General features: G+C 39.0%; 30 protein-coding genes and 3 pseudogenes. 14 read left to right on the top strand and 19 right to left on the bottom strand.

Annotation, left to right across the window (positions count from 1 at the left end; all coding sequences use genetic code 11):
* Positions 1-4: 4 nt before the first annotated feature.
* The 6 genes from SLP02_RS19450 to SLP02_RS19425 all read right to left on the bottom strand — a co-directional run bounded on the left by SLP02_RS19450 (position 5) and on the right by SLP02_RS19425 (position 4,811).
* The gene (locus SLP02_RS19450; protein WP_319422375.1) at positions 5-613 is read right to left on the bottom strand and encodes a hypothetical protein; all 609 of its coding nucleotides are present in this window, start codon (positions 611-613) and stop codon (positions 5-7) included.
* Between the two features lie 216 nt (positions 614-829).
* Positions 830-1,072: an HNH endonuclease gene (locus tag SLP02_RS19445; protein WP_319422374.1), complete on the bottom strand. Its 243-nt coding sequence runs from the start codon at positions 1,070-1,072 to the stop codon at positions 830-832.
* Between the two features lie 2 nt (positions 1,073-1,074).
* Positions 1,075-1,446, bottom strand: a complete 372-nt coding sequence (locus tag SLP02_RS19440; protein ID WP_319422373.1) for a KGK domain-containing protein — start codon at positions 1,444-1,446, stop codon at positions 1,075-1,077.
* 35 nt (positions 1,447-1,481) lie between these two features.
* The gene (locus SLP02_RS19435; protein ID WP_319422372.1) at positions 1,482-1,769 is read right to left on the bottom strand and encodes a KGK domain-containing protein; all 288 of its coding nucleotides are present in this window, start codon (positions 1,767-1,769) and stop codon (positions 1,482-1,484) included.
* 169 nt (positions 1,770-1,938) lie between these two features.
* Positions 1,939-2,316, bottom strand: a complete 378-nt coding sequence (locus SLP02_RS19430; RefSeq protein ID WP_319422371.1) for a KGK domain-containing protein — start codon at positions 2,314-2,316, stop codon at positions 1,939-1,941.
* A gap of 68 nt (positions 2,317-2,384) precedes the next feature.
* Positions 2,385-4,811: a dynamin-like GTPase family protein gene (locus SLP02_RS19425; RefSeq protein ID WP_319422370.1), complete on the bottom strand. Its 2,427-nt coding sequence runs from the start codon at positions 4,809-4,811 to the stop codon at positions 2,385-2,387.
* 159 nt (positions 4,812-4,970) lie between these two features.
* On the opposite strand from SLP02_RS19425, the gene SLP02_RS19420 reads away from it, so the two are divergent.
* Together SLP02_RS19420 and SLP02_RS19415 are read left to right on the top strand one after the other, a co-directional pair.
* A complete protein-coding gene (locus SLP02_RS19420; protein ID WP_319422369.1) occupies positions 4,971-5,147 on the top strand; it encodes a hypothetical protein in 177 nt (58 codons plus the stop codon).
* 166 nt (positions 5,148-5,313) lie between these two features.
* Positions 5,314-5,784, top strand: coding sequence for a hypothetical protein (locus SLP02_RS19415; RefSeq protein WP_319422368.1), 471 nt, complete (start codon positions 5,314-5,316; stop codon positions 5,782-5,784).
* A 42-nt stretch (positions 5,785-5,826) separates the two neighbouring features.
* Here SLP02_RS19415 and SLP02_RS19410 read toward each other — a convergent pair whose 3' ends face one another.
* Positions 5,827-8,037 (bottom strand): lytic transglycosylase domain-containing protein, encoded by a 2,211-nt coding sequence (locus tag SLP02_RS19410; RefSeq protein WP_319422367.1) that lies wholly within the window; start codon positions 8,035-8,037, stop codon positions 5,827-5,829.
* 151 nt (positions 8,038-8,188) lie between these two features.
* Between SLP02_RS19410 and SLP02_RS19405 the strand changes: the two genes are divergently transcribed.
* Complete coding sequence (locus tag SLP02_RS19405; protein ID WP_319422366.1) at positions 8,189-8,968, top strand: hypothetical protein; 780 nt, start codon at positions 8,189-8,191, stop codon at positions 8,966-8,968.
* Between the two features lie 86 nt (positions 8,969-9,054).
* Here the strand turns inward: SLP02_RS19405 and SLP02_RS19400 are convergent, their stop codons facing one another.
* The 10 genes from SLP02_RS19400 to SLP02_RS19355 form a co-directional block, all read right to left on the bottom strand.
* Complete coding sequence (locus tag SLP02_RS19400) at positions 9,055-9,267, bottom strand: DUF6887 family protein (protein ID WP_319422365.1); 213 nt, start codon at positions 9,265-9,267, stop codon at positions 9,055-9,057.
* A complete protein-coding gene (locus SLP02_RS19395; protein WP_319422364.1) occupies positions 9,245-9,427 on the bottom strand; it encodes a DUF6888 family protein in 183 nt (60 codons plus the stop codon). The genes SLP02_RS19400 and SLP02_RS19395 overlap by 23 nt, the downstream gene beginning before the upstream one ends.
* 118 nt (positions 9,428-9,545) lie before the next feature.
* Positions 9,546-10,565 (bottom strand): FHA domain-containing protein, encoded by a 1,020-nt coding sequence (locus SLP02_RS19390; RefSeq protein WP_319422363.1) that lies wholly within the window; start codon positions 10,563-10,565, stop codon positions 9,546-9,548.
* Positions 10,566-10,680: 115 nt separating this feature from the next.
* On the bottom strand, positions 10,681-11,397 hold the full coding sequence (pgl, locus tag SLP02_RS19385) for a 6-phosphogluconolactonase (RefSeq protein WP_319422362.1): 717 nt from the start codon (positions 11,395-11,397) through the stop codon (positions 10,681-10,683).
* Between the two features lie 44 nt (positions 11,398-11,441).
* Entirely contained in the window at positions 11,442-13,931 is a 2,490-nt protein-coding gene (locus SLP02_RS19380; protein ID WP_319422361.1) for an EAL domain-containing protein, read from the bottom strand.
* 235 nt (positions 13,932-14,166) lie between these two features.
* Positions 14,167-14,439, bottom strand: a complete 273-nt coding sequence (locus tag SLP02_RS19375) for a DUF3143 domain-containing protein (protein ID WP_319422360.1) — start codon at positions 14,437-14,439, stop codon at positions 14,167-14,169.
* 87 nt (positions 14,440-14,526) lie between these two features.
* Positions 14,527-15,810, bottom strand: coding sequence for a DUF389 domain-containing protein (locus SLP02_RS19370; protein WP_319422359.1), 1,284 nt, complete (start codon positions 15,808-15,810; stop codon positions 14,527-14,529).
* A 229-nt stretch (positions 15,811-16,039) separates the two neighbouring features.
* Positions 16,040-16,627: a (2Fe-2S) ferredoxin domain-containing protein gene (locus SLP02_RS19365; RefSeq protein ID WP_319422358.1), complete on the bottom strand. Its 588-nt coding sequence runs from the start codon at positions 16,625-16,627 to the stop codon at positions 16,040-16,042.
* A gap of 16 nt (positions 16,628-16,643) precedes the next feature.
* Complete coding sequence (locus tag SLP02_RS19360; RefSeq protein WP_319422357.1) at positions 16,644-16,964, bottom strand: Asr1405/Asl0597 family protein; 321 nt, start codon at positions 16,962-16,964, stop codon at positions 16,644-16,646.
* A gap of 135 nt (positions 16,965-17,099) precedes the next feature.
* Positions 17,100-18,518 carry a phospholipase D-like domain-containing protein gene (locus SLP02_RS19355; RefSeq protein ID WP_319422356.1) on the bottom strand — a complete coding sequence of 473 codons (1,419 nt, stop codon included), beginning with the start codon at positions 18,516-18,518 and terminating at the stop codon, positions 17,100-17,102.
* A gap of 189 nt (positions 18,519-18,707) precedes the next feature.
* Here SLP02_RS19355 and SLP02_RS19350 point away from each other — a divergent pair, with 189 nt between their 5' ends.
* From SLP02_RS19350 to grxD, 3 genes are all read left to right on the top strand, one after another.
* Positions 18,708-19,406 (top strand): hypothetical protein, encoded by a 699-nt coding sequence (locus SLP02_RS19350; RefSeq protein ID WP_319422355.1) that lies wholly within the window; start codon positions 18,708-18,710, stop codon positions 19,404-19,406.
* Between the two features lie 92 nt (positions 19,407-19,498).
* Entirely contained in the window at positions 19,499-19,756 is a 258-nt protein-coding gene (locus SLP02_RS19345) for a BolA family protein (RefSeq protein ID WP_319422354.1), read from the top strand.
* Between the two features lie 224 nt (positions 19,757-19,980).
* A complete protein-coding gene (gene grxD, locus SLP02_RS19340; RefSeq protein WP_319422353.1) occupies positions 19,981-20,304 on the top strand; it encodes a Grx4 family monothiol glutaredoxin in 324 nt (107 codons plus the stop codon).
* A gap of 100 nt (positions 20,305-20,404) precedes the next feature.
* On the opposite strand, the gene SLP02_RS19335 is transcribed toward grxD, so the two are convergent.
* Positions 20,405-20,665, bottom strand: a complete 261-nt coding sequence (locus SLP02_RS19335) for a DUF6761 family protein (RefSeq protein WP_413467402.1) — start codon at positions 20,663-20,665, stop codon at positions 20,405-20,407.
* A 357-nt stretch (positions 20,666-21,022) separates the two neighbouring features.
* On the opposite strand from SLP02_RS19335, the gene SLP02_RS19330 reads away from it, so the two are divergent.
* The 6 genes and pseudogenes from SLP02_RS19330 to SLP02_RS19305 form a co-directional block, all read left to right on the top strand.
* On the top strand, positions 21,023-21,703 hold the full coding sequence (locus SLP02_RS19330; RefSeq protein ID WP_319422351.1) for a uracil-DNA glycosylase family protein: 681 nt from the start codon (positions 21,023-21,025) through the stop codon (positions 21,701-21,703).
* Between the two features lie 150 nt (positions 21,704-21,853).
* Complete coding sequence (locus tag SLP02_RS19325) at positions 21,854-22,504, top strand: GIY-YIG nuclease family protein (protein WP_319422350.1); 651 nt, start codon at positions 21,854-21,856, stop codon at positions 22,502-22,504.
* Positions 22,505-22,683: 179 nt separating this feature from the next.
* Positions 22,684-22,821 carry a hypothetical protein gene (locus SLP02_RS19320; RefSeq protein WP_319422349.1) on the top strand — a complete coding sequence of 46 codons (138 nt, stop codon included), beginning with the start codon at positions 22,684-22,686 and terminating at the stop codon, positions 22,819-22,821.
* 18 nt (positions 22,822-22,839) lie between these two features.
* On the top strand, positions 22,840-23,463 hold the full coding sequence (locus SLP02_RS19315) for a hypothetical protein (RefSeq protein WP_319422348.1): 624 nt from the start codon (positions 22,840-22,842) through the stop codon (positions 23,461-23,463).
* 198 nt (positions 23,464-23,661) lie between these two features.
* Positions 23,662-23,961 carry an IS1/IS1595 family N-terminal zinc-binding domain-containing protein gene (locus SLP02_RS19310; protein WP_319422347.1) on the top strand — a complete coding sequence of 100 codons (300 nt, stop codon included), beginning with the start codon at positions 23,662-23,664 and terminating at the stop codon, positions 23,959-23,961.
* Positions 23,962-24,810: 849 nt separating this feature from the next.
* Positions 24,811-25,233: pseudogene (locus SLP02_RS19305) on the top strand (IS1 family transposase); the annotation flags it as partial.
* Here SLP02_RS19305 and SLP02_RS19300 read toward each other — a convergent pair.
* Positions 25,114-26,059, bottom strand: a pseudogene (locus SLP02_RS19300) (IS630 family transposase); the annotation flags it as partial. The pseudogenes SLP02_RS19305 and SLP02_RS19300 overlap by 120 nt on opposite strands.
* A gap of 65 nt (positions 26,060-26,124) precedes the next feature.
* Between SLP02_RS19300 and SLP02_RS26810 the strand changes: the two are divergent.
* A pseudogene (locus SLP02_RS26810) lies at positions 26,125-26,346 on the top strand (IS1 family transposase); the annotation flags it as partial.
* 368 nt (positions 26,347-26,714) lie between these two features.
* Entirely contained in the window at positions 26,715-26,876 is a 162-nt protein-coding gene (locus SLP02_RS19290) for a DUF2256 domain-containing protein (RefSeq protein ID WP_319422346.1), read from the top strand.
* The last annotated feature ends 14 nt before the right edge of the window (positions 26,877-26,890 follow it).

Here is a 26,890-nt window from a genome sequence, read left to right as displayed (position 1 = left end):
ACTACTATATCTTGATTGCGCTCGGTTCGGATATAGTAGCAATAATGCGATCGCAACCCGACTTTGGTTTTGCCCACTGATAGATATGTTCTTGGGGCTTTCCCCAACACAAACCGAGATAAATTTCTGTGCGGGCTGCGTCTATTTCTGCCCATTCTGTTTGTTGAACTAGCTTTTGCAGATAGCCAAAGGTGATTTTTTGATGATGACTACCGTTGTTATCAAGACGATTGTTAACTAGCCAGAAATTCATTTTGTCCGTCATTGAATACCAAAAATCCAGAATTTTGGTTCGGGCGGCAATTAAAATATCTTTATCTCCTGGGACAGGAATCAATTGATTGTGTATTTCTGGATAGGTTATGCTTTGTCCAGCAAAAGTACAGGTGCGCCAAATAATTCCTGATACTTCGTGCTGTCGCTGATATTTGTGGATTTGAGAACGAAAATCGCGATAAGCAAATACTTTATTGACCTGATTCATATCTAAGGCTTTTGCTACGACAGGATCGTTTAGCCTTTTCGCTGATGATAAGACAATTCGTTTACCTTTCCAGTTTTCTTTTAGCTCGCAGTCTAGTATTTGGAGTAGTTCTTCGGTAGTATAGATCATCAGTCAAATAGCAGCTATAGCCTTTATATTTTTATTGTATCTCTGCTCTCCACTTACTAAACAGGGTTTTATTTTTGATTAAGCTATATTTGTAGCGAAACGCTTTAAGAGTTGTAAAAAAGGCATTTTAAGACTACATTGGAGTTCTTATGCACTTTTAGCGAAGCTTAAAACAGGGTCACTATCTTATTTTTAGCTCAAGTAAAGACAATATAGCTAATTATAATTACGCCGAAAACGAGAATCAAAATGATGCTTTTTCCTTTGATTACATGGGCTACATAAGACTTGCAGGTTACTTATATCGTTGCTTCCGCCCTTAGCCAGAGGAATAATATGATCTATATTTAGTCGAGCTTCGGTATTCTTTTTACCGCAGCTTTGGCATTGATGGTTATTTCGCTGCAATACATATTTTTTAACAGGCTGAGGAATATTAATTCTCTGTATTTTAGACATTGTTAAGAAATGGTCTGACGGATGTCATCTAAAGAATTGCTGTTTTGTTGAACGTTATTAATTGTTGCATCTTCTGGTTCATCAGGACAAAATTCTAAAATTACTCTCATTCTTACCTTGCCTTTTTTCCATTCTCCAGATTTAGGTTCTAAAATTTCGGCATCAACACCTGTATTCCAAGTATTAACGCGAGGAGGAGTTCCTAAACCAGCCTGTCTTAATTTTTCTTGTAACTCATTGAGTATTAATTGTCTAAAAAAAGTGTTTATATTTTCCATAAACTTACAGACTTTAAATGTCGTTCCATTATTAAAAGAAACAACCGCATTAGAGTCTTCATGTTCCATTTGCTTGAAATTAATTTCTGAGTTCATCTTAATAATTCTGATAAATTATATAAATAATACTTCTACTGATTTTCTTGTCTAATGTCATCCAGCATTGATTCTGGTCGATCGGGAATAAACTGTAAACAGATCTTTATTTTACCTTTTTGCCATTGTTGATTGGGAGATAGCATTTTACAAGGCACTCCTTTGTCAATCCATATCTCTTTCTTATTACGGTCAATGTGTTTGCCTAGTCTACTTAAAAACTCTTCAGCTTTATAAGTATGATGATTAATTAAAACATTATTTTCTTTATCATTAATTGAAATTACTTCATCGCCATTGATAAATTTATTTGCTTCTTCCATTATTAATTACTCCTTTGTTTGGATTATTAGTTAGCAGTATCTATTTGATTACGAATATCATCTAGAGAATTTGGACTATTATTTATTTCGCGCAGAGACGCAAAGACGCAAAGAGATTTAAGAAATATTTTAGATTTCCTAATCTATAGTTTGGTTATTCTCCTTGAAGTTATGAGTTACTTTGATTAAATTCTTGACGAACATCATCAAGAGGTGATTTATCTTGTTCAGGTTGATCGGAAATAAATTCTAAAGATATATTAATTTTTAACTTCATTTTTCCTGTTTTCCATCCTGAAGAAGTAGCTTTAAGAATTTCACACTTTTCTCCATCTTCAAACCATAGTTTTGCATCACATTTGTTTGCTAACTTTTGGGTAATAGAATTACTTATATAATAAATAATGTGACCTTCAAATGCTGATCTAACAAGAGCAAATAATTTACTAATATAAATAGGATCTCTTGAATCAAAAGAAATAACGTCTCGATTATCGCAGCTACTCAAATGTTCATTTGGTTTTAAATCAATACTGGAATTTGTCATTTTATTGTTTAATTTGGATTGGTGTTATCTACTTTTATTTGGCAAATATCCTCAAAAGAGTTACTATACTATTCATTTGCATGATTGGGCTGTGTATTAACTGAGTCAATATTTACACCTATTTCTTGTCGATCAATAACTGGTAATTGATGGTCAAATAATTGGAGCGATCGCAAGCATTCGTTCAAGCCATTTACTGACTGGTTATACTGTTTTATTTTCTCTTTTACTTCTAACTGTAAATTCTGATTGAGAGCAATTTTAGCAATAGCTTCCTGTTCCAAAGTTTGTTCTAGAAATGCTCTTGCTTGGGGATAATATTGTAAGATTTTCTCTGCTTGTTGTTGCGCCATTGGTAACAATTGGGTTTTGATAGTTTGGTTGATTGTTTGACGGAAATTGCGACGAATTGTGGTGGAAACTTTTGGTTCAAAATCTAACTTTAATAGCTGACGGATAGCAGGTTCGGCTTCAACCATGCTGGCGCAGTCATAACCTTGAGAAGTCTGCTGTAATGTCTGACGAAACTGATAGATAGAAAACGTTCCTTCATCATAAAAGCGTGGGCTTTCCCGAACATAGCAATCGCATTCTGTTTTGGCTTCACTAACTAGGGCATGAATTAATTTAGCTTCTAATTCTTTTAATTCTGTTTGAATACCAGTATCTTCACCCAGTAAACGATCCAGTTGACGGTAATATTCTTGTTGTTTAAAGCGATCGCTCAAACGCTGACAAAAGTTTTGAACTAACACCTGTGATGCTGCAACTAAAATAACCTCAAGTTCGTTAGCCAAGTAGTACAAAGCTTCTACCAACACAGCAATAAGAGGCGCGGTTGCATTACGGGGATGGGATAAAGTAGCGCGACTATAAGCACCCTGTACGGAAAAGGTTTGCAGGAGTTCATCAAGACGACTTACCATTTGCGCTTTAAGTTTTTGAAAGTCTGATTCAAATTCAGAATTTTGATTGGTAACGATGGAATTTACTTCATTTTCTAAATGTTGCGAGAATTCTTTACCAATTACCTGTAGCCTTTGGTTAAGTAGCGTCAACTCCTGAGTCTTCATCGCCTCAATCTCATGGGGTTGATTATCTAACTCTTGTAGTTGCTTGAGGTAATGCTGTTTAAGGTTGTTACAGATAGGCTTGAGATCTTCAGCTAGGTTAGCAAATAGCTGAGGGCGTTTTTCTTCGGTTAGGTAGCGACTAATCGCACTACGAAATTCTTCAATGCCACTATCGGCAATCAGTTGTTCAATTAAGGGCGTACCAAATTCGCTGAGGATGCGAGTATAGTTTTCATTCTGTGTTTCGTAACTATTGACGGATACTCTAAAGTTCGTGCGAGTAAGTTTACCTGAGTTGGCACAGTAATTATTAAATTCACTCACAAACTGGGGCGTTTCTTCCTCTCCCCCAATCCCTTTAACACTTTCGACAAATAGAGAATTTAAACCAAAGCGATCGCTGATGTTGGTAGATTTGACTTGACTACCGTAGAATCCTAATAAGCCACTGGTTTTATATACCCGCTTGTTACCTCTAAACTCACTTTGAATCAAGCTATCCAAACGCTGTCTTAATTGTCCGTTATACCAAGTTTGATCGATGCGATTAAAGACATAAAAAACGCGATCGCGTATTCCTAGATTAGATTTCATCTTTTCCATCAACTCGGTTTCTTCTGAAGTCATTTCTCCAGCCGAAGCGGGTTTAAGCACACAAATTACTGCCGAGGTGTCGGGATGTTCGATTTTGCTGTAGGTAAGTTCGGCATCTTTTTTTACAGGCGCGTCAATACCTGGCATATCTACCAAAACATTACCGTCTTCTAAAAGGGGATGATGACAGTAATATTCAACCTTAGTCAATACTGCGCTATTACTACCCCGTCTGGCATAAGTAGCTGCTTGGGATAAATTAGAGAAATTAAATTCCTCCATCGAATAAGTATTATTTTTCTTAGCATCAATGCGATCGCGATTTGCTGCAAATCCTTTTAGCAGTAAAACTAAAGCATTAGCCTTTTTTGCCCTTTCTGACTTACTTACACCGCCTTCTTGTTCAATAATTACAGCACAAGTCTGATGCAGTAAATTGATTATTTCTGGTTCATTAATATTATCTTTTGCTGATAATCCCAAATGCTGGCATAAACTAAGGGCTTGCTGTTTAATTTCTGCTTCACTCAAAAAAGTTAGAACCACTCTTTCGGCTTCGGGTTCAGCGTATTCTATGTAGCATTCTGTGCCTGTGGCGTGTCCTTCGGCACTATAAAGCAATTCCCGTTCCAAGAGTGCATTAATCAACATCGATTTGCCTGCACTAAATGCCCCCGCAAAAACAATTTCAAACTTAGGCGCGATCGCCTTGCTCAAAGAGGCTTCGGCAACTCGAACTTGCTGATTTTTATTTAATTCTGCTACTAAATCTAAGATGCTGTTGACGTTATGGACTAGTTCAGAACATTGGGGAGTCAGAAAACTCATAAGACTAAATAAGCTGTAGTACTTAATTTAGAGTTCCCTCACGTCAACGATAAATATCTATCTAATTATGATTTTGTTAAATAGCGCGATCGCATTTTGTAGGCAGAATTTTTTGATTAATACAACAAACTAGGGGACTTAAGCTAAGACGAAGATACCTTGTTAGCTGAAGAGGAAGTTGATGTTTCTGCTCTTATTTTTCAAAGTGGAGTAAAGGATTGCTTAGCCAGTTTTGCAGTTCAAATAGATGCTTTAGAACCTACCCAGCTTAAAGCAGAATTAGCTATGCCAATCTGTTCGGCAACAGCTAGCAATCGTGTCTTTAGACTGTGTTAAAGACTTGGCTCGTGAAGCGTTTAAACTGTGGGAGCGATCGCTCGCTTTTTTTTTCAATTACGATCTGAGTTCGGATAGAATAGTTGCCAGCTTTCTTTCGCATTAAGAGATTAGGAAAAACCAGTAACAAAATCAATCTAAATTTATAGTTATTTAGCTGCAAAAAATGAAAAAGCTTTTACAAGTATCACTAACAATAGGAATTGCTTTCGCTATTCCATTAGCTCTATCAATTTCATCTGACGCTGAAATCAAAGCTCAGGCAAATCTTGCCCAGTCTCAACCCCAAAATAGCCAAGCTAAAAAATTTGTCTTTGATTTTAATAATAGCTATGATTATGCTGCTTGTTTGGACGTAATTTTATTGGCGTATGAAAAACGCAATGCTGAACTAAAAAAAGTGTATAAAAATGATTGTGCCACTAATGTTTTGAATACCTTCGGTAACAATTTATCGAAAGATGTCGCTTTACAGTTGGTTAAATCGGCTGATTTACACGCTACTAAGGGATTAGGAGCTCCACTGTATCCTACTCTTGGTCTGAGAAGAAGAATAGCGATCGATCTCGGATATGTCTATGTTATAGACAAAAGCAATCCCGATATATTGAAATATATTAATTCCGAATCGAAATAAATTGCCCACCAGATGCAAAGCCAATCATTCTGGAGCGCACTGTTAATTTTTGCCCAAACTATCAACTTTTTGGCGTATTTCGGGATTGTACAAGCGTAGATAGTTCCAGTAGTTGCCGAATACTCCTTCTACATAATCTTTGGTTTCGGGGAAGGGGATTTGCTCTATAAAGCGATCGCGATCATTAAGATCGTATTTAGTCAACCAATCATTAACGTTACTAGTACCAGCGTTATAGCTAGCTACTGCTAATAAAGAATTATCTTGATAGCGATCGTGATTGTGTTTGAGATACCAAGTACCAATCTTAATATTGTCATCGGGGTTAGTTAAAGAATAGTTGGGCAACTGTATTTGTTTTGCTATCCAATTAGCAGTGGGTGGCACGATTTGCATCAAGCCTATTGCCCCGACTGCCGAATCAATTTTGGGATCAAAAGTAGATTCTTTGCGCATTACTGAAATAACTAGTAAAGGATTAATTTGTTCTTGTTGAGCATACTCGCGAATTTTTGACTCATAGGGAAAAGGAAATAAACCCTGCCAGTAGGCGGTTGTTTTACGCAAAGCTTTCCACTGTTCTAATTCTTGGGGATCGTCGCGCTTGGTTAAATCCCAAATTTCCTGCATTCCTGCGCTATACTGACCTAGCTCTAGCTTTAATATCCCTTCGCTAAACTGCTCATTGACGGTTAGCTGTTGATGCTGCTCAATTTCTGACTGCAAAAGTAACCAAGCATCATGATATTGTCCCAACAAATACAGTTCCTGCATGGCTTTAGAACCCGTTGGCAAAGGGCTGTAAGTTTTAGCCAAATCTAAGGCAGGATTAAGAGAACGTACTTGCTCAAAGTCTCCCACCTGCCAATTTAGCTTAATTGCCGAACGCCACGCCCAGTAGGATTGAGGATATAGTCCTATAATCTTTTTAAAGACTGTCTCAGCAGCAGCAGGTTTACCCAGATCGGTTGCCCAAATTCCAGTTTGATAAAGTGCTTGAGGAGCAAAATCTAGTTCTAAGTTAGATTTAACAACAGGCTGCATCCACTGCCAAGCATCTTTTTTGTTGCCTTTATTGGCTAATTCTTGGGCTATTTTGCAGCGATACTCTACTGCTGCTGACGAATCGCCGTATTTATTTAATAGCCGATCGCGAGCTTGAGCTGCTGCTTTATACTTGCCGAAACGTTCATGAATAATTGCCTTAGAACGATAAGCTTCAGGAGCAACATCAGGAAATTTGGCGATCGCTTTTTCTAAGTAAACTACCGCTTCATCACCACTAGAAATGCTGGCTAAATATAATAAAGCCTGTCCCGCTTCTCTAGCATCATGGTATTCACTAATTAGTATTTGATAGCCAAGCCTAGCAGCATCCAGATTACCGTTACGATGAAATCCTCTAGCTACACGATAAAGATTGCGGGGTGTGTCAGGAGCAAAAGCGTAAGCGTCTGCTGCTCTGCGATATTCATCCTCTCGCCAGTAGCCATTGGCGATCGCTTCCCAGTCTTCAGGAGTTAATTTTCCTGAGTATTCTAAGACAAGGCGCTCGCGAATTTTATTTAAGTCGGCATCTCGACTGTATTTTGCCAACAGCAGCAACAGTTTAAACTGGTCAGGATTTTGCTGCAAACCCTGACGAGCCAGCTTTTGAGCTAGGGGATGATAGGGAAATTCCCGAATTAATCGGGCTTGATGTTGGGAGCGATCGCCATCTAATAAAGATATAGCATTAGCAGTAATCGGCGATCGAGGATAGTTTTCGATTAGATCTTCTAAAGTTCTTTGGGCAGCTTGTTCTTCTTTATTTTGCTGATAAGCCTGGGCGGTTTTAAATAATATTTGAGGACGTAACAACGGGTAATCTTCAGCTAATCCTTGAAGGTAAGTTAAGGCTAGTTTGCCCTGCTGCTGTTGAATCAAATCCGTAGCTAATAAATAGCGAGCGCGATTACGGTTAATGATTATTTGTTGAGCAGAATCGCCATTTCCTTCAGCGTTACTCAAAAGTTTTAATTGGTTAGCTCTAGCAGTAGGAGCAAGCGATCGCAAATTAACTATAGGTGATACTGAACCAACTTGTTCTTTTCTCGACTGGGAAAACAGACTGCTTTGAACCTGCCAAAACCCCCAGCCTAAACTGCTAATCAAAACCAACAAAATTAGTCTTTTGTGCTTTAAAAAAAAATGGGCTCGATGTTTTGCTGGCTTGCGTTTGGGTTTTTTCGAGCGCAGGTGGGATTTTAACATGAAGGTTACTTTGCTTGGACTTATACCTTAGATTCTGACTGGATTACCAACTGCTATTACTATCTGTAAATCAATTATTTGGAACTATGGTTTATCTCTCTGCGTCAATTGCTCATAACTAAATCTCTCAAAGAAATATTTTTACCTAGTCATGTTTAACGCAAAATACTCTAAGATAACCACCTCTATTTTTACTACTCTTGCTATTTCGCTAACTACGGTCGCTAATTTTGCCAATATAGCCCAAGCACAGCTTTTTCCCGAACAAACACCAACTAGGGACAGAGAATATAACCCACCTAGAGACAGGGAATATAACCCACCTAGAAATAGGGAATATTATCCAACTAGAGACAGAGAATATAACCCATCTAGAGACAATGACCAACAACGCGATCGTTTTCCTGCTAGTGCGTCTAATACCGTCCCTGAAGGCTTTGTTATTCCCATAGAATACGACAAAGACAAAATTCTAGTAACTCCTAAAGAAACTACACCTGTAACTTTGTTGGTAGCAGCTAATGTGCGAGATAGTCGAAAAAATACCTTAATCCCTTACGGTAGCGAGATTTCAGGAAATATTCAACCTAGTAATGATGAAACTGGCTCATTGTTTGTTGCCGATGAGGTTATTTTTCCTGACGGTACAAGCCTACCCATTGAGGCAATTTCTAATGTTATAACCCGCACAGAAACTGTCAAAAAAGGCGCAAATGCGGGCGATATCCTTAAAGGTGCTGCTATTGGTGGTGGTGCTGCTGCCGTATTATCAGAAATCTTTGGCGATATTGGAGCATTAAAAGTCCTTGGAGGTGCTGGGGCTGGAGCGCTCGCTGGGCTGTTGTTGGGAGGAAACAAAGCAGAGCTAATTTCTATCGATCCCAACAACGACTTAGACCTAACTGTGCAGAGAGATTTTACAGTCCGCTAAAACTTAAGCAAATTTTAATTGTCTGGCAAGATTTTTAAATATTCATAGTTTAATTTTCTTTGTGAAATAAGGATTTGACTATGATACTAGCCTGTTACTTGAGAAACAAAATTTTCAACAAATTGCTTTTGTTCCTCCCAGGATGCGCCTTCTGGCGCATCTTGCCAATCAGATTTTTGAGCAAATAGGTCATAAGCTTTTTGCCACTCTTCATGATTGTCTTTGTTGTCTTTCATGTATTGGCTGAGTTGCTCAACCGTCATGTTTTCTAGTGTTTTAGATATATTTTGCTTTTCCATTCTCGTTAATAACAATTCTAATTTGTTTGTCTCTAAAGCCTGCTTCTATCCGAATTAACTTTTCAGCTTCTAGATATCGAAATACCCGTATTGGTAAGCCTTTTGAGGTTAGAAATTCGGACAAAATACAAGCTTTCAGTGCTTGTTTTGCTGTAATCATTAATATTTAGTTTTCAAGGTGCTTCATATAGGTTGAAACTCCCTACCTTTTACTTTCTATCGATGTTGCACCGTTAGTTCATTTGTATGGTATTAATACTGTTTTTTCACCAGACATTTTAGCTACGTTGAAAGATAAAGGTTACTAAATCTCCTTTTCCTAGTGAAATGCGATCGCCTGGTCGTAGGCGATGGCGATTACCTCTTACCAAAGAAGAATGATTTATATAAGTTCCATTAGAACTGCCCACGTCTTCGATATAAAGAGTGTCTCCTTCAATCCGAATGTCAGCATGAACCCGTGATACTATTTCTGAATCAGGAAAACCAGCTACGTCTATATCAGGAGGAATTTGACCGTTTGGTTTACCAATATGAACCACATCTAAGTCTAAAGGCAGTTTTATCTTAGTATTGCTTTGTAAATGAAGTAGGCTGACGGTTTGTAACTGTAGTTGAGTTGCACTTGCTGCATAACTTTCTCTATCTTGAGCGGGTTTAGGTATAGACGAACCAGCTTGATTATTAAGATTAATTGATTCTAAAGGAACTCCAGGTGGTGCTGATGCTGGTGGCTCTTCAAAAGAAGGTTCTGAAGCTACTTGGGACTGCTCAAAATCCAAACTTAAATCGGCAGTATTTGATTCCCAGGATAAAGTTTCTTCATCAGCAGTTGAATCATTATATTCTGCTTCAGTTGCAAATTTTGTATCTGGTACAGAAGATTCAGAATTAACTGCTGTCTCTGGCTCTATAATCTGCGATACTGGGTAAGTTTGTCCAATGGTCATCATATCTTCCTCTTCTTGCTCATCCCAAGGGCTTTGGATTGGTAATCTCATAGAGGTTTCGGGTAAAATATCCTCGCTGGCTGCTGATAGAGGCATTTCTTCTGGCAGGGGAATTTCTTCTGGCAGGGGAATTTCTTCTGATGCGAATGATGTTTCTGCTAAAGAAACTTCGGCAAAGGGGTTTTCTGCTTGTAAATTAAAACCACATTGACCACAAAAAGTAGCATCAGTTTGTACGGATGCACCACAGTTAGGACAGCCAACTGTAGCGGGCAAAGGAGTATAGCAATTTTCGCATTGCAAAGATCCTTCTGGATTTTGATGATTGCAACTAGGGCAAGTAATCATAGGTATTTTTTTAAACTGACTATTACACTGCTACCGACATAGATATTTTTTTATCCCACTATATACTACCTTTGGCGTTCTAGTTTTTTACAGATCAATAGAAAAGCTAGGCAATTTATAGTTCGGCTGCTGCTTGACGATCCAACAGCCAGATAAGTTCTCCTTGGGGTTGAATCAAACGAGAGGGGTAATTTTGAGCATCACCTTGGGAGGCAAATACTTCTTTTAAAGCAGAACGTTTATTTTCTCCAGCAACTAAAAAGACAACGCAACGAGCTTGATTAATCAAGGGGACGGTAAAAGTAAGACGAGGCTGACCATCTTTATTGCCTACGGTAATCAAGCGATCGCTAACGGACAAGGCTTCAGTTTTGGGGAACAATGAGGCTGTGTGTCCATCATCTCCCATGCCCAACAAGATTAGGTCAAATTTGGGCATTTCTGTCTGTTTAACTCCAAAGAACTCTTGCAGATCCTGCTCGTGTTTTTGGGCAGCTTCAAGAGGGTCTGCGACGGTAGTATCCATAGGGTGAATATTGCCCTGGGGAATGTCAATTCTGTCTAGTAAAGCTTGACGGGTCATCAACTGATTACTGTCATTATGGCTAGCTGGCACATAGCGTTCATCTCCCCAAAAAAAATGTATCTTCGACCAAGGTAAAGGCTGACTAGCTAAAGATTCATAAAGAGGTTTTGGGGTGCTGCCTCCTGCTAAAGCGATAGTAAATTGATTTCTTGCTTCAATAGCTGCTTGTAGGCGAGATAAAAGAATTTCTTGCGATCGCTTGATCAAATCAGTCTTGTCGGCTAAAACTTCAACAATTCTATTCATAATATCTACAAGTTTATTTCCGAATTTGGCTAACATCAATAATCTTAGTTGAAGATTAGAGGCTGAGGTTTCTCAATTTCATAACCTTGAGCATAGTCAATACCTATTTGCTTTAAGTTTTGCAGAATAACATCGTCTTCTACAAATTCAGCGATAGTTTTGATGTTCATGATTTGACTGATATGATTGAAACATTCTACGGTCGCATAATCAACAGGGTCATTGGCGATATTCTTAATAAAGCTACCATCAATTTTTAGATAATCAACGGGTAAATTTTTCAAGTAGGTCAGAGAACACATACCGCTACCGAAATCATCTAGAGCAATTGAGCAACCTAATTTCTTTAACTGCTTGATTAAAGTTACTGCCTTACCTAAATTAGAAATCGCTACTGTTTCGGTAATTTCAAAGCAAATAGTCTCAGGTGGAATAGCATAGCAATCAAATTGTTCTTGAAGAAAAGTAGCAAACTCTTGATTATTAATACTCGCTCCCGAAAGATTGATGGTGTATACGTTAGTTGGATGCTTTAAATTTTGCTCTTGTCTAGATTGACAGTAAGCTTCATAGCTAGCAAAAAATGTAGTGACGACCCAACGATCGATCGCTGGCATCAAATCATAACGCTCCGCAGCAGGAAGAAATGCACCAGGAACAATTATTTCTTCTGATTCGCCAATTAAACGGAGAAGTATTTCATAATGAGTGCGATCGCCATTATCTTTGAGGTTAACAATTTTTTGAGCATAAAGACAAAAGCGATGCTGCGCGGGGTCGTATGTACGCGCATCAAGACAAAGATCTTCCTCTAAAGCTCGGTTTAATATGGCAATCCACTGTCTTTGTCCCCATTGTTGGGCAACTATAATATCTTCGTAGTAAAGATGGACGCAGTTACGACTTTCTTTAGCTGCGTAGCAAGCTGCGTCAGCCTTATTTAATAAACTGGCTAAGTTGGTTGTGGTTGAATCTATAGCAACCAAACCAATACTAACTCCAATCTTAAATATCTTATCTTCCCAAGAAAAGCGAAAGTCGTGAATTAATTGTCTGAGTTGATTAGCAATTGTTTGCGCTGTTTGTATCGGACATTGATGAAGTAAAAGTCCAAATTCATCTCCTCCCAAACGAGCAAAAATATCCGAACTACGAATTCTTTGCTTCAGTAACTTAGTTACCTGTTTTAGTAATTCGTCTCCAGCAGCATGACCGCAAGTATCGTTGACAATTTTAAATCTATCTAAATCTAAATAACAAAGAGCGTGGTCTATTTTATTAGCTTGAGATTCTTGAATTGCTGAATCTAATTGTTGCTCAAATTTGCGTCGATTATATAACCCAGTTAAAGTATCGTGAGTAGCTTGCCAAGATAATTCGTGAGCTAAACTGCGAGCTTCAGTCACATCGTGGAAGACAATGACCGCACCAATAAGGTTACCTTGACGATCTTGAATTGGTGCTGCTGAGTCTTCAATGGCATATTCACTTCCACCACGGGCGATTAACACAGTATCACTAGCAAGCTCGTAGATATGATTTTCTCGTAGAACCAAATCTACAGGATTAACTACAGGTTCTCTGGTATGTTGGTTGATAATTTGAAAAATTTTGGCTATTGGTTTTCCTTGAGCTTCTGCTGTCCCCCAGCCAGTTAATCGCTCTGCTACTGAATTAACGAATTTTACTTTACCTAAAGCATCAGTGGTAATGACTGCATCGCCGATGGATTTTAAGGTAACTTGAGCTAGCTCTTTTTCGGCAAAAAGGTTTTGTTCCATTTCTTGGCGATGGTTGATATTACGAGCCACCCAAATAACGATAGTTTCAGATACGGGGGAAATATTGACGCTAAACCAGTCCAAAGAATTATTGAGCTTAAGACTGTATTCAAGGTTAATGGCTTGCTGAGTCTGCAAAACTTGTCGTATCAGGCTGCGATAATTCTCGGCTTCAGCACCATGAAATAATTGAGCATCAGTTTGTTCGATTGTTTGATGGTGAGCATTACCATAGTTTGAATTGTAAAATTCCCTTGGTAAAATTTGAATTGAATCATTAACCAACTCGATAGTTAAAACCAAGTCAGTCATGGCTTCAAACATAGCGCGCATTTGAGCTTCGTTCTTTTGTAATTTTTGCTCTAGTAGTTTTCTCTCGGTAATTACTTCACAAAGCATCACTAAACCAGCGATTTTACCTTCCAAATCATGCCAAGGGCGTAGTTCCCAGCGCAACCAGTCAACTCTGCCATCAGGTCGAACAAAACTATCTTCCTCACTTTTGAGAAACTCAACCTTTCCCGCTAGACAGTCTCGATGATCTTGTTTCCAGCGTTCGGGGAGTTCGGGGAAAATTTCATAATGAGTTCGCCCAATAATATTTTTTTCTTTTAGCTGATAATCTTCAATCCAGCGATCGCTTATAACCAAATAACGCATTTCTCGATCTAACATGGCGATCGCTGCTGGAGTGTGACGGACGAAAAGCTCTAGTAGGTTAGGTAGTTTAAAGCCTAGATTATTCATTGCCATACTCAAATTCTTCAATTATGGCAATGTTTGATTGAGGATTATTTTTGAAAATACTTTTTCAATCAAAGACAATTGCCTTTTTTAGTATTCCCTGATAAAGCTACAGAATAAACAGCAAGACAAATTAAAAGCATTAGCCTGAATCTTTGGCATTCCTGCTAATACTTTGATGTTCGAGGAATATTAATCAAATGCAGTAAGTAGCGTTAACAAATTAGATTTTTGTCGCTCAAAATTATGGCCCTGAGAAAACCGCCTCTTCAATGTCTTGGCGACTCAAAGAATATTTAAATGAACGACTAAGGTTTTGACTTGCCTCTTTTGCATCGTAATAGCGTACGGTCAGTTCTTCCACGTCTAAACAAATCTCTGCTTTCCAAGCAAATTTGTCAAGATACCAGCAATGAAGATTTTCTCGATCTTGATTACACCCTTGACCTCGTAGCCAGTCTTCGATGGTTGGTAAGCTGTGATTGTATAAAGGGGTGTCTGCCTCTGGTAAACTCATAAAAATTGTAATAATAAAATTCCTTTTAACTTATCAAACTATAAGGTATCAAAAAAACGTATTTAATGATTGATTTCTCTTTTCCCCTCAATAACTAGGTGACTTTAATACGTTAACGCTGACTAAAGGTGTCGCCTTGAAATCCTTTTGTACAAGACTATTTTGTACTTTTTCTGTTAAGCGATCGCTTATTTGTCGATCGGATAAGGTAATATTTTGTGGACGTTGGACATAAATCAAACACAACAAGGTATTTTGATCCTTAATATCGGCTCTAGTAAAACTAACGCTGGATTTAACTAACTTACCTAAATCGCTATTGTTAACAACTTTCTGAACCTCAGCATTGGCACGCTGTTCTAAACTAGAGCGTTGCAAATCTGGATCGAGAGAAAACTGCACGCTCAATAAAATAGCTAATGCCGTAGATGTAATAGCTAAAGTGACGGGAAAAATCCACTTACTTCCTCGTTTGTAGCGCGCTCCTTGGGAGGACAATCCATAGATACGAAAAACAATCGCAGCAGCTAGATTAATCCCTATTAACTGCAAAATCAAAAGAAATCCACAGTTAAAGGTCATGCTCCACATCCCCAAAGCAACTGCCATTCCTAGAGTTCCCGCAGGCGGTGCTAAAGCAGCAGCAACCAACATTCCTACCGCCGTCCCCGAAACTAAACTACTCCGTTCTGACTGCACTAAATTTAAAGCTCCCGCAGCACCACCAACTAAAGGTAGCAAAACCGACACAGAAGAAACCTTGCTACTTTCTACCATTGAATTAGAAGCTAGATCTTGACTCAAAATTAAGCTCAGTAAACAAGTCACCGTAGCAGTTACCAAGATTGCAGTTACATAGCGAACTAAACTTTTTTTGAGTAATAAACCGTCTCCCCTAGCAGTGGCGATCGCAAAATTCATCGCCGGACCAGCAAAAGGAGCAATTAACATTGCTGCCACCAAAAGAAAGCTGCTGTTAGTATATAAACCAATCCAGACGATAATTCCGCCAGCTATGGCATAAGCGATAAAACCTTTCCAAGAGCCTACACTTTGTAAACCAGCTAAAAATACTTCTAAAGGACTTTTGGGTTCAACATCAATCACTTTGTCAGGAACTTCATCCACAGGAGGTCTAAGAGGCATTACTCCACGAGGAATTAAAGTAACGTGAAGGTCTTCAAAGTCTTCTAATTCTCCGAGAAATTTCTCTACCTGAGAGTTAGGAACATAAGCTATTACTAAATCGATCTCTCCTCTAGAGGTATTTGCTGCTGTTTGACTTAAGTTAGCTCCTTGAAACTCTTGTTCGGCTAATTCGATAATCTTCTTCCCTTTCCCAAGCTGTACCTCAATCAGTAGCTGTCGCATTTTTATCGATCATTGGTCATTAACAAGTAATTCAAAAAGGGTGAAGCATTAAATATTCATCCTTCTTACTCCTTAATTTGATTGAGTATCTGCCAGATTGAATCCATCTTGAGGATTAAAAGTTATGATTTTAATCCACCAAAGTATGATTTCTTACAGTTTCTATGTTTCAGTGAGTTAAAAAAGGTTATAACTGAGACAAACAGCGCGGTCTTTAAATTTGTCACGCTCAAGATTCAGCAATTAAATGCTTATCAACAAAATCGGCAACCTGCTTTGGTTTAACCTTGGTGTAATGAGCTTTGTCAGGGAGCATGACTAAATTAGGAGCTTTTTTGCATTTGTTTAAACAGCCTGTTTTTTTAATCGAAATCTGCTCGCTTAAATTGCGATCGCTCAATACGGATTCTAATTCTTCAAAGACTTGTTGACCACCTTTTTTCCAGCAGTTGGATTTTTGGCAGATCAACACTTTAGCTTTGGATTTTGTTTTGCTGTCAAACACAGGCAGCAAAGAAACCTGCTTAGTTTTGATTTTGGCAGATTGCTCCAGGTTTTGAGGCACTAAAGTAATAGTTTGGGCTTTGTATTTGACCTTACCCGTTTTGGAATATTGTTTAAGCTTTCCTGCTACCTCTAGCTTAGACTCAAGGGGTAGTTGTGAAATCTGCTTTCTCAGCTTTTTGCTGACCTTGATCCAAACTTTATTTTGCTCGGTAGCCAGCTTAATGTATTTAATTTTATTTTTCTCAAGCTTAATTTTGCTCAATTTTCCACTGAGATTAAAAGAAGAGACTGCATTACCTGCTTTTTTCATCGTTGCTCGCTCAAAATTATTTGCTTCTACGATCGTACCTTATCTGCCAGCAATCATCTAAGCATCCAATCAATTCCTGACGAGATCCATTAAATTGTCTAACTACACTCCAAATTTGTATAGCAGTAGCTGGACTATGCAAATGAACCAGCAAAGGCTCATTGGTTGAACACTGGCAATTAATCTCTAATTCCTTGAGGCGACGAAATACATCCCAGCGTGAAGACCACTTAACCGCTAAAACCTGACTAAGTTTATTCTGTTCTAAATGACAAGAGGGTTCTAGATTGGCTTTTTTTCGACTTTGGGGATAGGATTCGCGATCGTTGTTAATCATTGGTTATTGAGAATATTAATCAATTAGTTTAATTAAAAAATTATAGCTGTTAATCGATAATAATTATCAATAGAATTTAGATAATATTGCCAAGCTTAGAACTTAAAGCTTTTTGACCGCCGAACGCGCTCCTCTTTAAGGCAGTGTACGCTGACAAGATTGTTGCTGCTGAAGCTTAGTTTTTATTTTGGGCGGTAGCTCGAAAAAAGCCACTTGATAAAGACTTTCAAACTCTTGTTGAAAATGCTGGGCAACTGTTGGGTTATCGATCGCAATCACAGTTTCATCGTTGTTACTATTAGCAGCCTCAGACCAATTTTGTGAGCCAGAAATCACGGTTTGATCGTCCACTAGGGCAAACTTGTGATGAAGCTTATCTCCCGCATTTAGGTTGGCTATACCCATAGTTTGCAGGGGTTGTTGCCAAGGATTGTTACCAGTTTCGGCTTGACAGAGAGAATTTTTTCGCTTCAAAGAGTCATTGCTGAGGGTAATGCCTCGCATATCTAATACTTCACTGTAGTAACGAAAGGCAAAACCAGGGTCGAAAACACCTCGTAAGCTCAACCCTTGGTGCTGTTTTGACTGTAGAGTATTAGCTATTTCTTGGTCACTAAAAACAAACAATGCCAAATCAATAGACTTGTTAGCCTCATTGATTGTCTTGGCAATTAAACCATTAGTACTATCCTGCCAATTCTTGCTGCTAGGAGTAGGAGAAAATTGAACTGTAATCTGGGTATTTTCTGCTTGAATAGATACAGGCGATCGCCAAGGTTTCTTTAAACCAAATCTGCTATTTAATCCGCCTTGATTATTATCTCCCCACATATAGTTAAATTCTTCAGTAAAAAACTTTGCAACCTGGTTATTATCAATAGTAAGTAAATGATTAACATTACCTTTGGTATTTAAATTATCAATATCTCCATGAACACCACTGAGGGTTAAATTCGCTGACCCTGTGACTACTTTTTCGTCATCAACTACCATAAATTTATGGTGCATCAAACCGCTTCCTTTTGAGCCATCAGCAGCATCGTCAATGACAGGAATACCTGCCTGTTCTAAAATCGCTAAAGCGTCTCTCTGGGCAATTTCGTGATCGCTTAAACGACCATCCTGGTTTAGATCTACTAACTGAAAAAACTGATTATATTTTAGGCGATCGCGTTGCTTTAACTGCTTAATTTGCTGTGCGCTTAAACTACTCAAAGGGCGACTATAGTTATTATCTAAAATTACTCTTATTTTTACCCCTGAGCGATAACTTTGAGCTAGAGCCTGAGCCACTAATGGTAAATTTAGCTCTTGCACAGCTAAATCGATATTAGTTTTTGCTTTTTCTATCTCGTTAATTATTACTGCTTCTAAATTATCACCTGAATGTTCTATTTGACGATAAGGATCGATGTAAGTATCATCATTACTTTGTCGATGATTAAAATAAGCTTGAATAAATTTATCTTGAGGTAAATTAGCTTGTCGAGAAGAAGTTTTCTGACAGGCGGTAATTAAAGTTATGCAGGATAAAATCCAAATTAAGCGATACATAGACTAAGCTAAAGCTGCCTAGAAATAAACCTTTCCACCATAAGCGATCAAATGATAAATCAACCAGTTTTTTAATCCCAATCAAGATAAAGTTTTTGATTTTCACACACGGGTTATTGGGTGATAAGATACCTGAAGCCTCAAAGCCATCACCTCTCAAGACCGAAACAAAATGGTAAGACATAACCTATGCTTAGACTAAATATAATTAACTCTTCTGTGCCTCGCTTATTGTTTTTGACTTTATTTTTAATTGGTTTTCCTATTGCTTCTATTCAGGCACAGTCAACAACTACTCCCGTAGAGTCTCAATCGACTGAAAATAAAGCCGCCGAAGGTAATTCTCTTCCCTCAGCCAGCATTTTTAGCATCGAAGGCGGAAAAAAACTAATGGCAGAAGCCGATAAGGCTATTGATGCTCAAAATTATGCTCTAGCATCACAGAAATTGCAGCGTGCGCGTCAGGTATACAACCAACTATCTAACTTCTATCTCCAGCTATTCAATAGCACCACTGGAATAGACAATGCTGCTGCTGAATCTCAGCGCAAAAAAGCTTTGGAAACTGGTGTTGCCAGGGACAATGCAACCTATCAGTTGGCTTTAGTTCATCGAGCGCAGGGAAACCCTGAATTATCTATTCCTTTGCTAATTCAAGTTGTTACCTCTCAAAGTCCAGGAATTGGATTGGGTAAGAAGGCTTACGATCAGCTATTAGAGATTGGTTTTGTAGATACGCCTCTTACTATTTCTAAACCAGATTCTACTCCTCTGCAAAATCCAGCACCTACTCCCCAGTCTCCTCAGTCTCCCCCTGATGCTGCCCCTCAAGCTCCAAACCCAGAAGCTCAACCGCCAAGTGTAGATCCAACGATTCCTAATCCCTAATAACTTAATTACATAGAGCAGATTAGGTTTAGGTTACAACAACTAAATACTGTCTAAAATTAAAGTCTATACCCATTCTACTAAAATAAAATATGATTAGCCCTGAACAAGTACAAACAATGATTCAAGAGAAACTGTCCAATGCCAAAGTTAAAGTTGCGGGCGATGGACAACATTTTGAAGCCATAATTGTATCTCCAGACTTTGCAGGCAAATCCAGAGTCAAACAGCATCAAATAGTTTATGCTGCACTGCAAGCTGAGTTGGCATCAGAAACAATTCATGCCCTCTCTCTTAAAACCTACACTCCTGAAGCTTGGCAGGCTGCTAGTAGCGCTCCGCTTAAGTAGCGAGTAACAAGTAACGAGTAACGAGTTAAATTTTGCTACTAGTCTCAAGCTAAATAAATGACTATTTAAATTTAAGCCCACATCTACTAGTCAAGCTGTTTAAGCTCAATCATTTAAAATTGTTAAATGATCTAATGTTTTGAAGTTTAGTAAGATCGAATTAATCGCTACAAATAATAGCTGGCGTTATTTAGTAAATTAAGCAAAATAGGTAATAAAGATTTATGACACCTGAAGTAAAAACAAAAATTGATCGATTACTTAATGACAACAAAGTCATGGTATTTATGAAAGGGTCGAAACTGATGCCCCAGTGTGGTTTTTCTAACAATGTAGTGCAAATTCTCAATACTCTGGGTGTTCCTTACGAAACCGTAGATATTTTGGCAGATCAAGATATACGTCAAGGAATCAAAGAATATTCCAATTGGCCTACTATCCCTCAAATATATATTAATGGGGAGTTTGTTGGCGGTTCAGATATTGCGATCGAACTGTATCAAAGTGGTGAATTGCAACAGATGGTTGAAGTTGCCTTAGCTTCCTAGAATCTACTGCCTATAACTTTAAAGAGACGGCTGTAACTATCCGTCTCTTTCGTATTTCAAATAAAAAATTATCTAAAATTTTCCAAAGCTTTCGAGCGAGTTAATAGTAGTCTGTGTCAGTTTCCATTTGTGTTTGAGGAAAAGATCGCTCAAAATTAGAGGGATCTCGTAGAAAGCTTAATGCTTGCTCTTCTAATTTATGAATCTGGTATTGCTCAATAAAGTTGCTGTTGCGCAAACAAGCAATATAGCCATCCAAATACAGTCTAATTTCCTCAAAGCTGTAGCGTCTACACCAGAGGTTTACCATTCCGTCGGTGATTGTTTGATAATGCCGAATTGTTTGCGGATCTTGAAGAATCATGACTATTGCTTAATTATTTTCCTTAAGTTGTGGGTATAAGTTGAACTGTTATTAAGTTTTTTGACTTTTTATCATTTTACCGCGATCCAAGTTAGAAAGTCTCAAGCTTGAGAACTAATATAGGTGAACGAAAAAACTATAAAATAGCTGAAAAGCTTTATTGACATTGCCGTCAAGTTCGATAACGGGCGATCAATAATCAAATACGGTTTGTAAGTAAACTAAATTCAATATTAGGAACTAGAGAAAAAGAAGTAAAAAGCATTTTTTCTATTAAACTTCAGCAATATATCTAGTCTTGGTTTCAACCCACCGTTTACAGCAACTTAATAAGATAATTAACAAAATTAATTTATGTTCGATATTGCTACTTTAATTGCTCAGGTGCAACAAGAAGCACAAAGAGAAGATTTTCCGATAGATATTCCTGTATATAAATCTGCTGGACTTGAGCCTACTAAGCCAATTCTTTATGCAGGAAATTTACAAAGTCCTCTATGTTTTTTTGGTCGTGATTTAGGTAAAGATGAGGTTCATGCTGAACAACCTTTAATTGGTGCTTCAGGAACAATGGTCAGAGAAGGTTTTTATTATGGAATTTATAAACAAAAAGCCCCTTCAAGAAAAGATTTAGACGCTACGATTATTGAGAGAGTTTTATTAACTAATACTGTGCCGTATAAGCCACCAGGAAACAAAGCTTATTTGATGAAGGTAAAAAAAAGATTTCGTCCTTTTATAGAAAGATTATTTGTCTTTCACTGGCAGGGAAATCAGATTATCCCTCTTGGAACAGAAGCTTTTAAATGGTTTGTTCCCTATGGTGCAAAAGGAGAAGTTGAGAGTTTTTATAAAAGTAGCGATCGCTTTGAAAATTCTCTAAGGGTAAATCTCAGTGCTACAGACGATATGGGCATGACTCATCAACGTTCAGTGAAGTTGCTACCCTTGCCCCATCCTTCTCCCCTAAATCAAAAATATTATGAGGCTTTTCCAGGAATGTTACAGAAGCGTTTGGCACAAGTCGAGTTTTAAATAAATGTTTGCTGTAATTCTCTCTAGTCTTTTTTATGGCAAATCTGTAATCAGCAAGGCCAAAAATTAAATTACAATTCTTATCCAGAAAGATTTTGTCGAACTATATACGGGTAGGATAATTAATAGATCTTTACCAAGACTATAGCTGTGGAATCTGAAAAAAATACTCCCATCGAACATCAAAACGTTCCTATTGCTCATCAAGGCTTGCATGGCTTTTTATATAGTTCTGACCATGAGCATAGTGCTGATGCCTCTACCGTTGCCCCGCAGTCTGATGGAACAGCCATAGTTACTTTATCCGCATGGTCAGAACAAGCAGAAAATGCTAAAGTTGCTGGAGTTTATGCAGTTTTGGATAGCGATCGCCTTTACCAGTATGTTGGTTATTCTAGAGATGTTTTACGTTCTCTTAGGGGACATATTGCTCAAAACGGGACTCAAGTATGTACTTTTGTTCGGGTTCAAACTTTTAAGTTTCCCAAACGTCAAGCAATGGAAGCACTTAAAAATGATTGGATAGCAGAAATTAATTATACTCCCACTGGAAATACTGGAGAACAGGGAACTTGGGCGCAAACAATTGGTGAAGCAGCCAAAGCTGCTATGACCAATGGCGAACGTGATGCTTATGAGGATAAGAAATTAAAGCTACGTAAAGCAATGGCAGATGCCACTTTAACTGATGAATTAACATCACAAGCTATGCAAAGCGAGGTCGAAATCAAACGCCGTCACCAATTAGAAGTAGCAGTCAAAAACGATGACTGGAGTTCAGTAATTGACTCTCAAACCTAATCAATACCTAATAATCTGCCATTACCGTTAAAACTCCAAGGCAAAGATGAGGTAACAATTTCTAGTTCTGCCGAGCGATCGCGCCTTAGAAAGATTAACATCAGTGACTTGGTATCTCAATTAAAGATTGTGAGAAAATTCGTCCCGAAGGTTCTAAGCCTTTTGCTCCCGTTTGTATTTTGCAGAAAGTTTGGAGTAAGGAGTTAGACCACTGGACAACCAAAGCTTTAAAAGATGCTTTTGCTAAAGACTTAAACCTCAATATTTTGCTGGATGCAGAAATTTCTCTACTGCAAAACACAATTCTTCAAGGATAACAAGATGGTCATTGGGACATGAAAGTAGGAGAAAAGGTTTACATCAACATGGCGATTGGACAAGCTGGGGAAACCCCAACGTCCCTCGCCATCAAAAGCGATGTAGGGGCGAATGGTCATTCGCCCTCACCTGAATCAATTGAATTTAGCGATCGCCTGATTCTCTATCGTCGGGGAATTTTACAACCACCCGAACCTAGAGTAATTGAGCTAAATGCTCAGGTAATGCCCAGTTTAGCCTCGTCTAAACCTGTCCGAGTGCGCTGCCAGGCAAAAGGAGCATTAAAAACTAGTCTCTATCAAGATGGAACGTTAATTACCCAAGAGTTTCGTCCTTCCGATGAATACGAGACGACAATTGCTAATACAACAGTATTTAAAGTGCTTGCTGATTATGGCAATGGAGAAACGGCTGAGCAGGAAGCTAGAGTTGTTGTTGGTTCAATTATAGATCCACCACCCCTGCCACCTCCACCAACAGAGACTTTGAGCGAATTAGATGGCACTGTTAATAAAGTTTTTACTAGCTTAATCGATCTGTGTGGCGATCGCAAAGTTCAAGAGATTGAATCAATTGAAATAGCGGTAGATAAATTGCTTGACTACCGTAAATTGGGAACAGCTATTCCTTTGCTAAGCTAAAGTAGAAACTGCCTTTATCAGTCTATCTAAAACATTCTTGAGCGATAAAAATTTGCTAACTAGAACCTTTCTTCTGCTGTTTTTTTACTCTAATCAACCTATTTATTAAACTGTCTTGATTTCGCAGATATCCGTGTAAAAAGTTAAGGTAGTCCTAAAGATGTAAGGATATAAGAAGAAATAATTTTGTAGAGCAAGATGTTAATATCCTGTCCTTCTTGTAAGTCCAAGCAAATTGTAAAAAATGGAAAAATTCACAATGGAAACCAAAATTATCGTTGTCGTGACTGCGGTAGACAGTTCGTCGAAAATCGACAGCAAAAAGTTATTAGTCAACCGACCAAAAATTTAATTGACAAGCTATTATTAGAAAAGATTCCATTGGCGGGGATTGCCAGACACTGCGTTGGGAAGGCGGCTTTTTTGTGTGAATATTCATACAAAAAACGCGCCATCGGTTTCACCGACTTGAAGCAAGTGTCGAGGGTGCAAGAGTGACAGATGTTTCAGAACCTTGGCTACAAAACTACGTCAATGACAAATATGAATCAGTTTCCAAGCAAGTTAGCGTGACAGCTAAAAAAAAGCGGTGCGACCCCCGCGCATGGTTCAACACCCGTTAGCATTCCCTTGCGCCAGCCGCAAAATGCGGCTCGACGTTGCTTCTTGCTCAATAAGCTCAACGGGTCGCAGACCCGCAACGCTTTTTCGCGCTTCGCAACGGCGGCGAACTCCTCGGCGGCTTTTGGGTAGGAAGCTTCCCACCCAAAACGCGCCGACAGTTCGCGCACGCGGGGTCTTGACTCAGTTTGCTCGCCCTCGACAACCAAGGGGTAACCCCCGCAGGTATCTCGCCCTCGACAGTTCCTTCAACGCGGGGAACCCGCGCAACGGACTCACCTGCGGACGAAGCGTCCTTGGTCGCAACGGGGGGAACCCCCGCAACGGTTTTGCGAGACAGCCTTGCAGGAACGGCGGCTTTTGAGTGAGAAGCTTCCCACTCAAAACGCGCCTTGGCTTTCCCTCCGCAGACGAAGGACTTGTACGCACGTACTGTCGAGGGTGTCTCGCAACGGAGGTTCCCTCCCTTCGGGTTCGTGCCTTTGCTTATGCCAGGGAACCTTGACTCAGTTTGCTCGCCCTCGACAACCAAAGGGTAACCCCCGCAGGTACCTCAACGGGTCATAGACGAGGCGTGTTTTGGGTCAGAGTATTCTGTCCCAACAGGCGAGTGGAACAAGCCCCCTAAACGGGGGCGTTTCCTCGCCTCAAAAACTGCCGTCCGCAACGCAAGTGTCTCACCACCGCAACTGCTTCACCGCGTCTTTTTAAGACGAATCGCGAAGGCGCACCAAGACAGGAAAACTGACCATTCAGTGTGATGAGATGTGGTCATTTGTTGGCAATAAAAGCAATAAACAGTGGATTTGGCTAGCTTTAGATGTTCAGACTAAAGAAGTGATTGGAGTTCATGTCGGCGACCGCAGCAGAAAAGGAGCTAGAAAACTTGGGTCTTCTTTACCTCCAGTCTATCGACAGTGCGCCGTTTGTTATAGTGATTTCTGGGAAGCCTATGAACAAGTAATCCCTTCCCAACGCCATCAAGCCGTAGGAAAGGAGACAGGACAAACTAATTATATAGCATTACGCATATACGTTAGGACATTTTTTGAAAGCTGTATCAACACATTCTCTAACAGTCTCAAATTCTTTAACTCTCTGCTTCATCCAAGTTTTGAGAACCGACCACCAACGCTCTATCTTGTTTAGATCGGCAGAATAAGAGGGCAAATACCAAATCTGGCACCCTGCTTCTTCTACTATTTCTTGAATACTTTGTCCTTTATGAAAAGTAGCATTATCAATAATAATGATATTTCCAGGTTGAAGTTGAGGAATCAAACTTTCTTTAAGCCATGTCTCAAATAAATCTCGATTACATGACCCTTCAAAAGTTAACGGAGCAAACACTTTTCCTTCTTTGAATGCAGCAATCCAACTTACTCTCTCATTTCTTTTATCAGATTTGAGTGCCTAACATCTTTCTCCTTTGGGGCTATAACCATAGGGATAATCGTCTCGGTTATCGAATCCTGCTTCATCCACATAAACTAGGTTATTTGCCTGTTGATGTTTTAGTTGCTCTTGAAATTCTTTTCTTTTCTTTTCATCTGTTTCTTGATACCCGTAAGTTTGTCTTGGTCAGCGTACATGCGGGCAAGCCCTTTGTCTTGCGCCTGTCGGCGACGCGGGGTCTGACCGCTTTTTTTCTGGTTATGCCTAACTTTTTAATTCCATCACTAATATTTTGCTGGGTAAGATTCTCTCCCCACAAATCTGCCATTTGCTGTTGTGTCTTATCTTTATGTTGTTTAACAAACTGTTTGAATCTCTCTAAATTCTGAATTTTTCGCTCTTCTCTGGTGGGACGCTCGGCGACCGCTTTAAAGTCTCCTGTTTCTTGTTCTCTTTTCAGCCATAGGTCTAAGGTGTTACGGCTTATTTTCATCAATCGACAAATAGTTCTCTTCTTTTCACCTCTAGAACAGGCATCTACGGCTTTTTTTCTTAAATCGTAGCTATAGGGAGCAGGCATTATTTTTCGGTTTTGGCGAGCGCTTTTATTTTAGCTAATTTTGTCCTAACCTAGCCACGTATTGCTATATCGAGAGATTTAACTGTACATTGCGTCAAAGAGTTTCTCGTTTAGTCAGAAAAACACTTTTCTTCTCGAAGAAGATTGAAAATCATGTTGGAGCAATTTGGGCGAGTGGAATATGGCTCTGTTTAAGAGCCATATTCCACTCGCCCGTTGGTATTTTGTCCATCACTACAACGCATCCTTACATCTTTAGGACTACCAGAATTTTATTAGTGGGATAGCCTCAAGTAATAATAAAGAATAGTCCCTGCGAGAAAGGTGTAATAGATGCGGGGAGTACCCCTTTCTCGCATCTATTACCACGCTTGCTAGTTATTAGTTCCAATTAAATAGAGTCTTACACTCTACTCAATCGAAGACATCGCATGGGCGATCTCTGTCTAATCACCTTCAATTAAGTTTTTAGAAGGGTTTTGCTAAACTAAATACTGCACGCTGCTTCTTGCTCCGTCCTTATTTGCTCCTAAACGGAGCAAAGGGCGGTGCGCTTCGCAGCGAAGTCGTCGTAAGACGACGATCTGCCCCAAAGGGGCTGCAATAAAAACTTTTTGATAAAACTGTTTCGTCCTTATCCCTCCTTTCTTAAAATATGCCTCGTCAGCGTCAGAAATCCGATCTTCCCACTAAAATTTGTCCTGTATGCGATCGCCCTTTTACCTGGCGTAAAAAATGGTCAAAGTGTTGGGACGACGTTAAATATTGCTCAGATCGTTGTCGTCGCCGCAAACAATCTGATAATAGTGAATCATAAACAGCATTTATGTA

Origin of the sequence: Pleurocapsa sp. FMAR1, assembly GCF_963665995.1 — a bacterium.
Lineage (GTDB): Bacteria > Cyanobacteriota > Cyanobacteriia > Cyanobacteriales > Xenococcaceae > Waterburya.
Note: the sequence above shows the minus strand (reverse complement) of the source record. Positions and strands in the feature narration are given on the sequence as shown.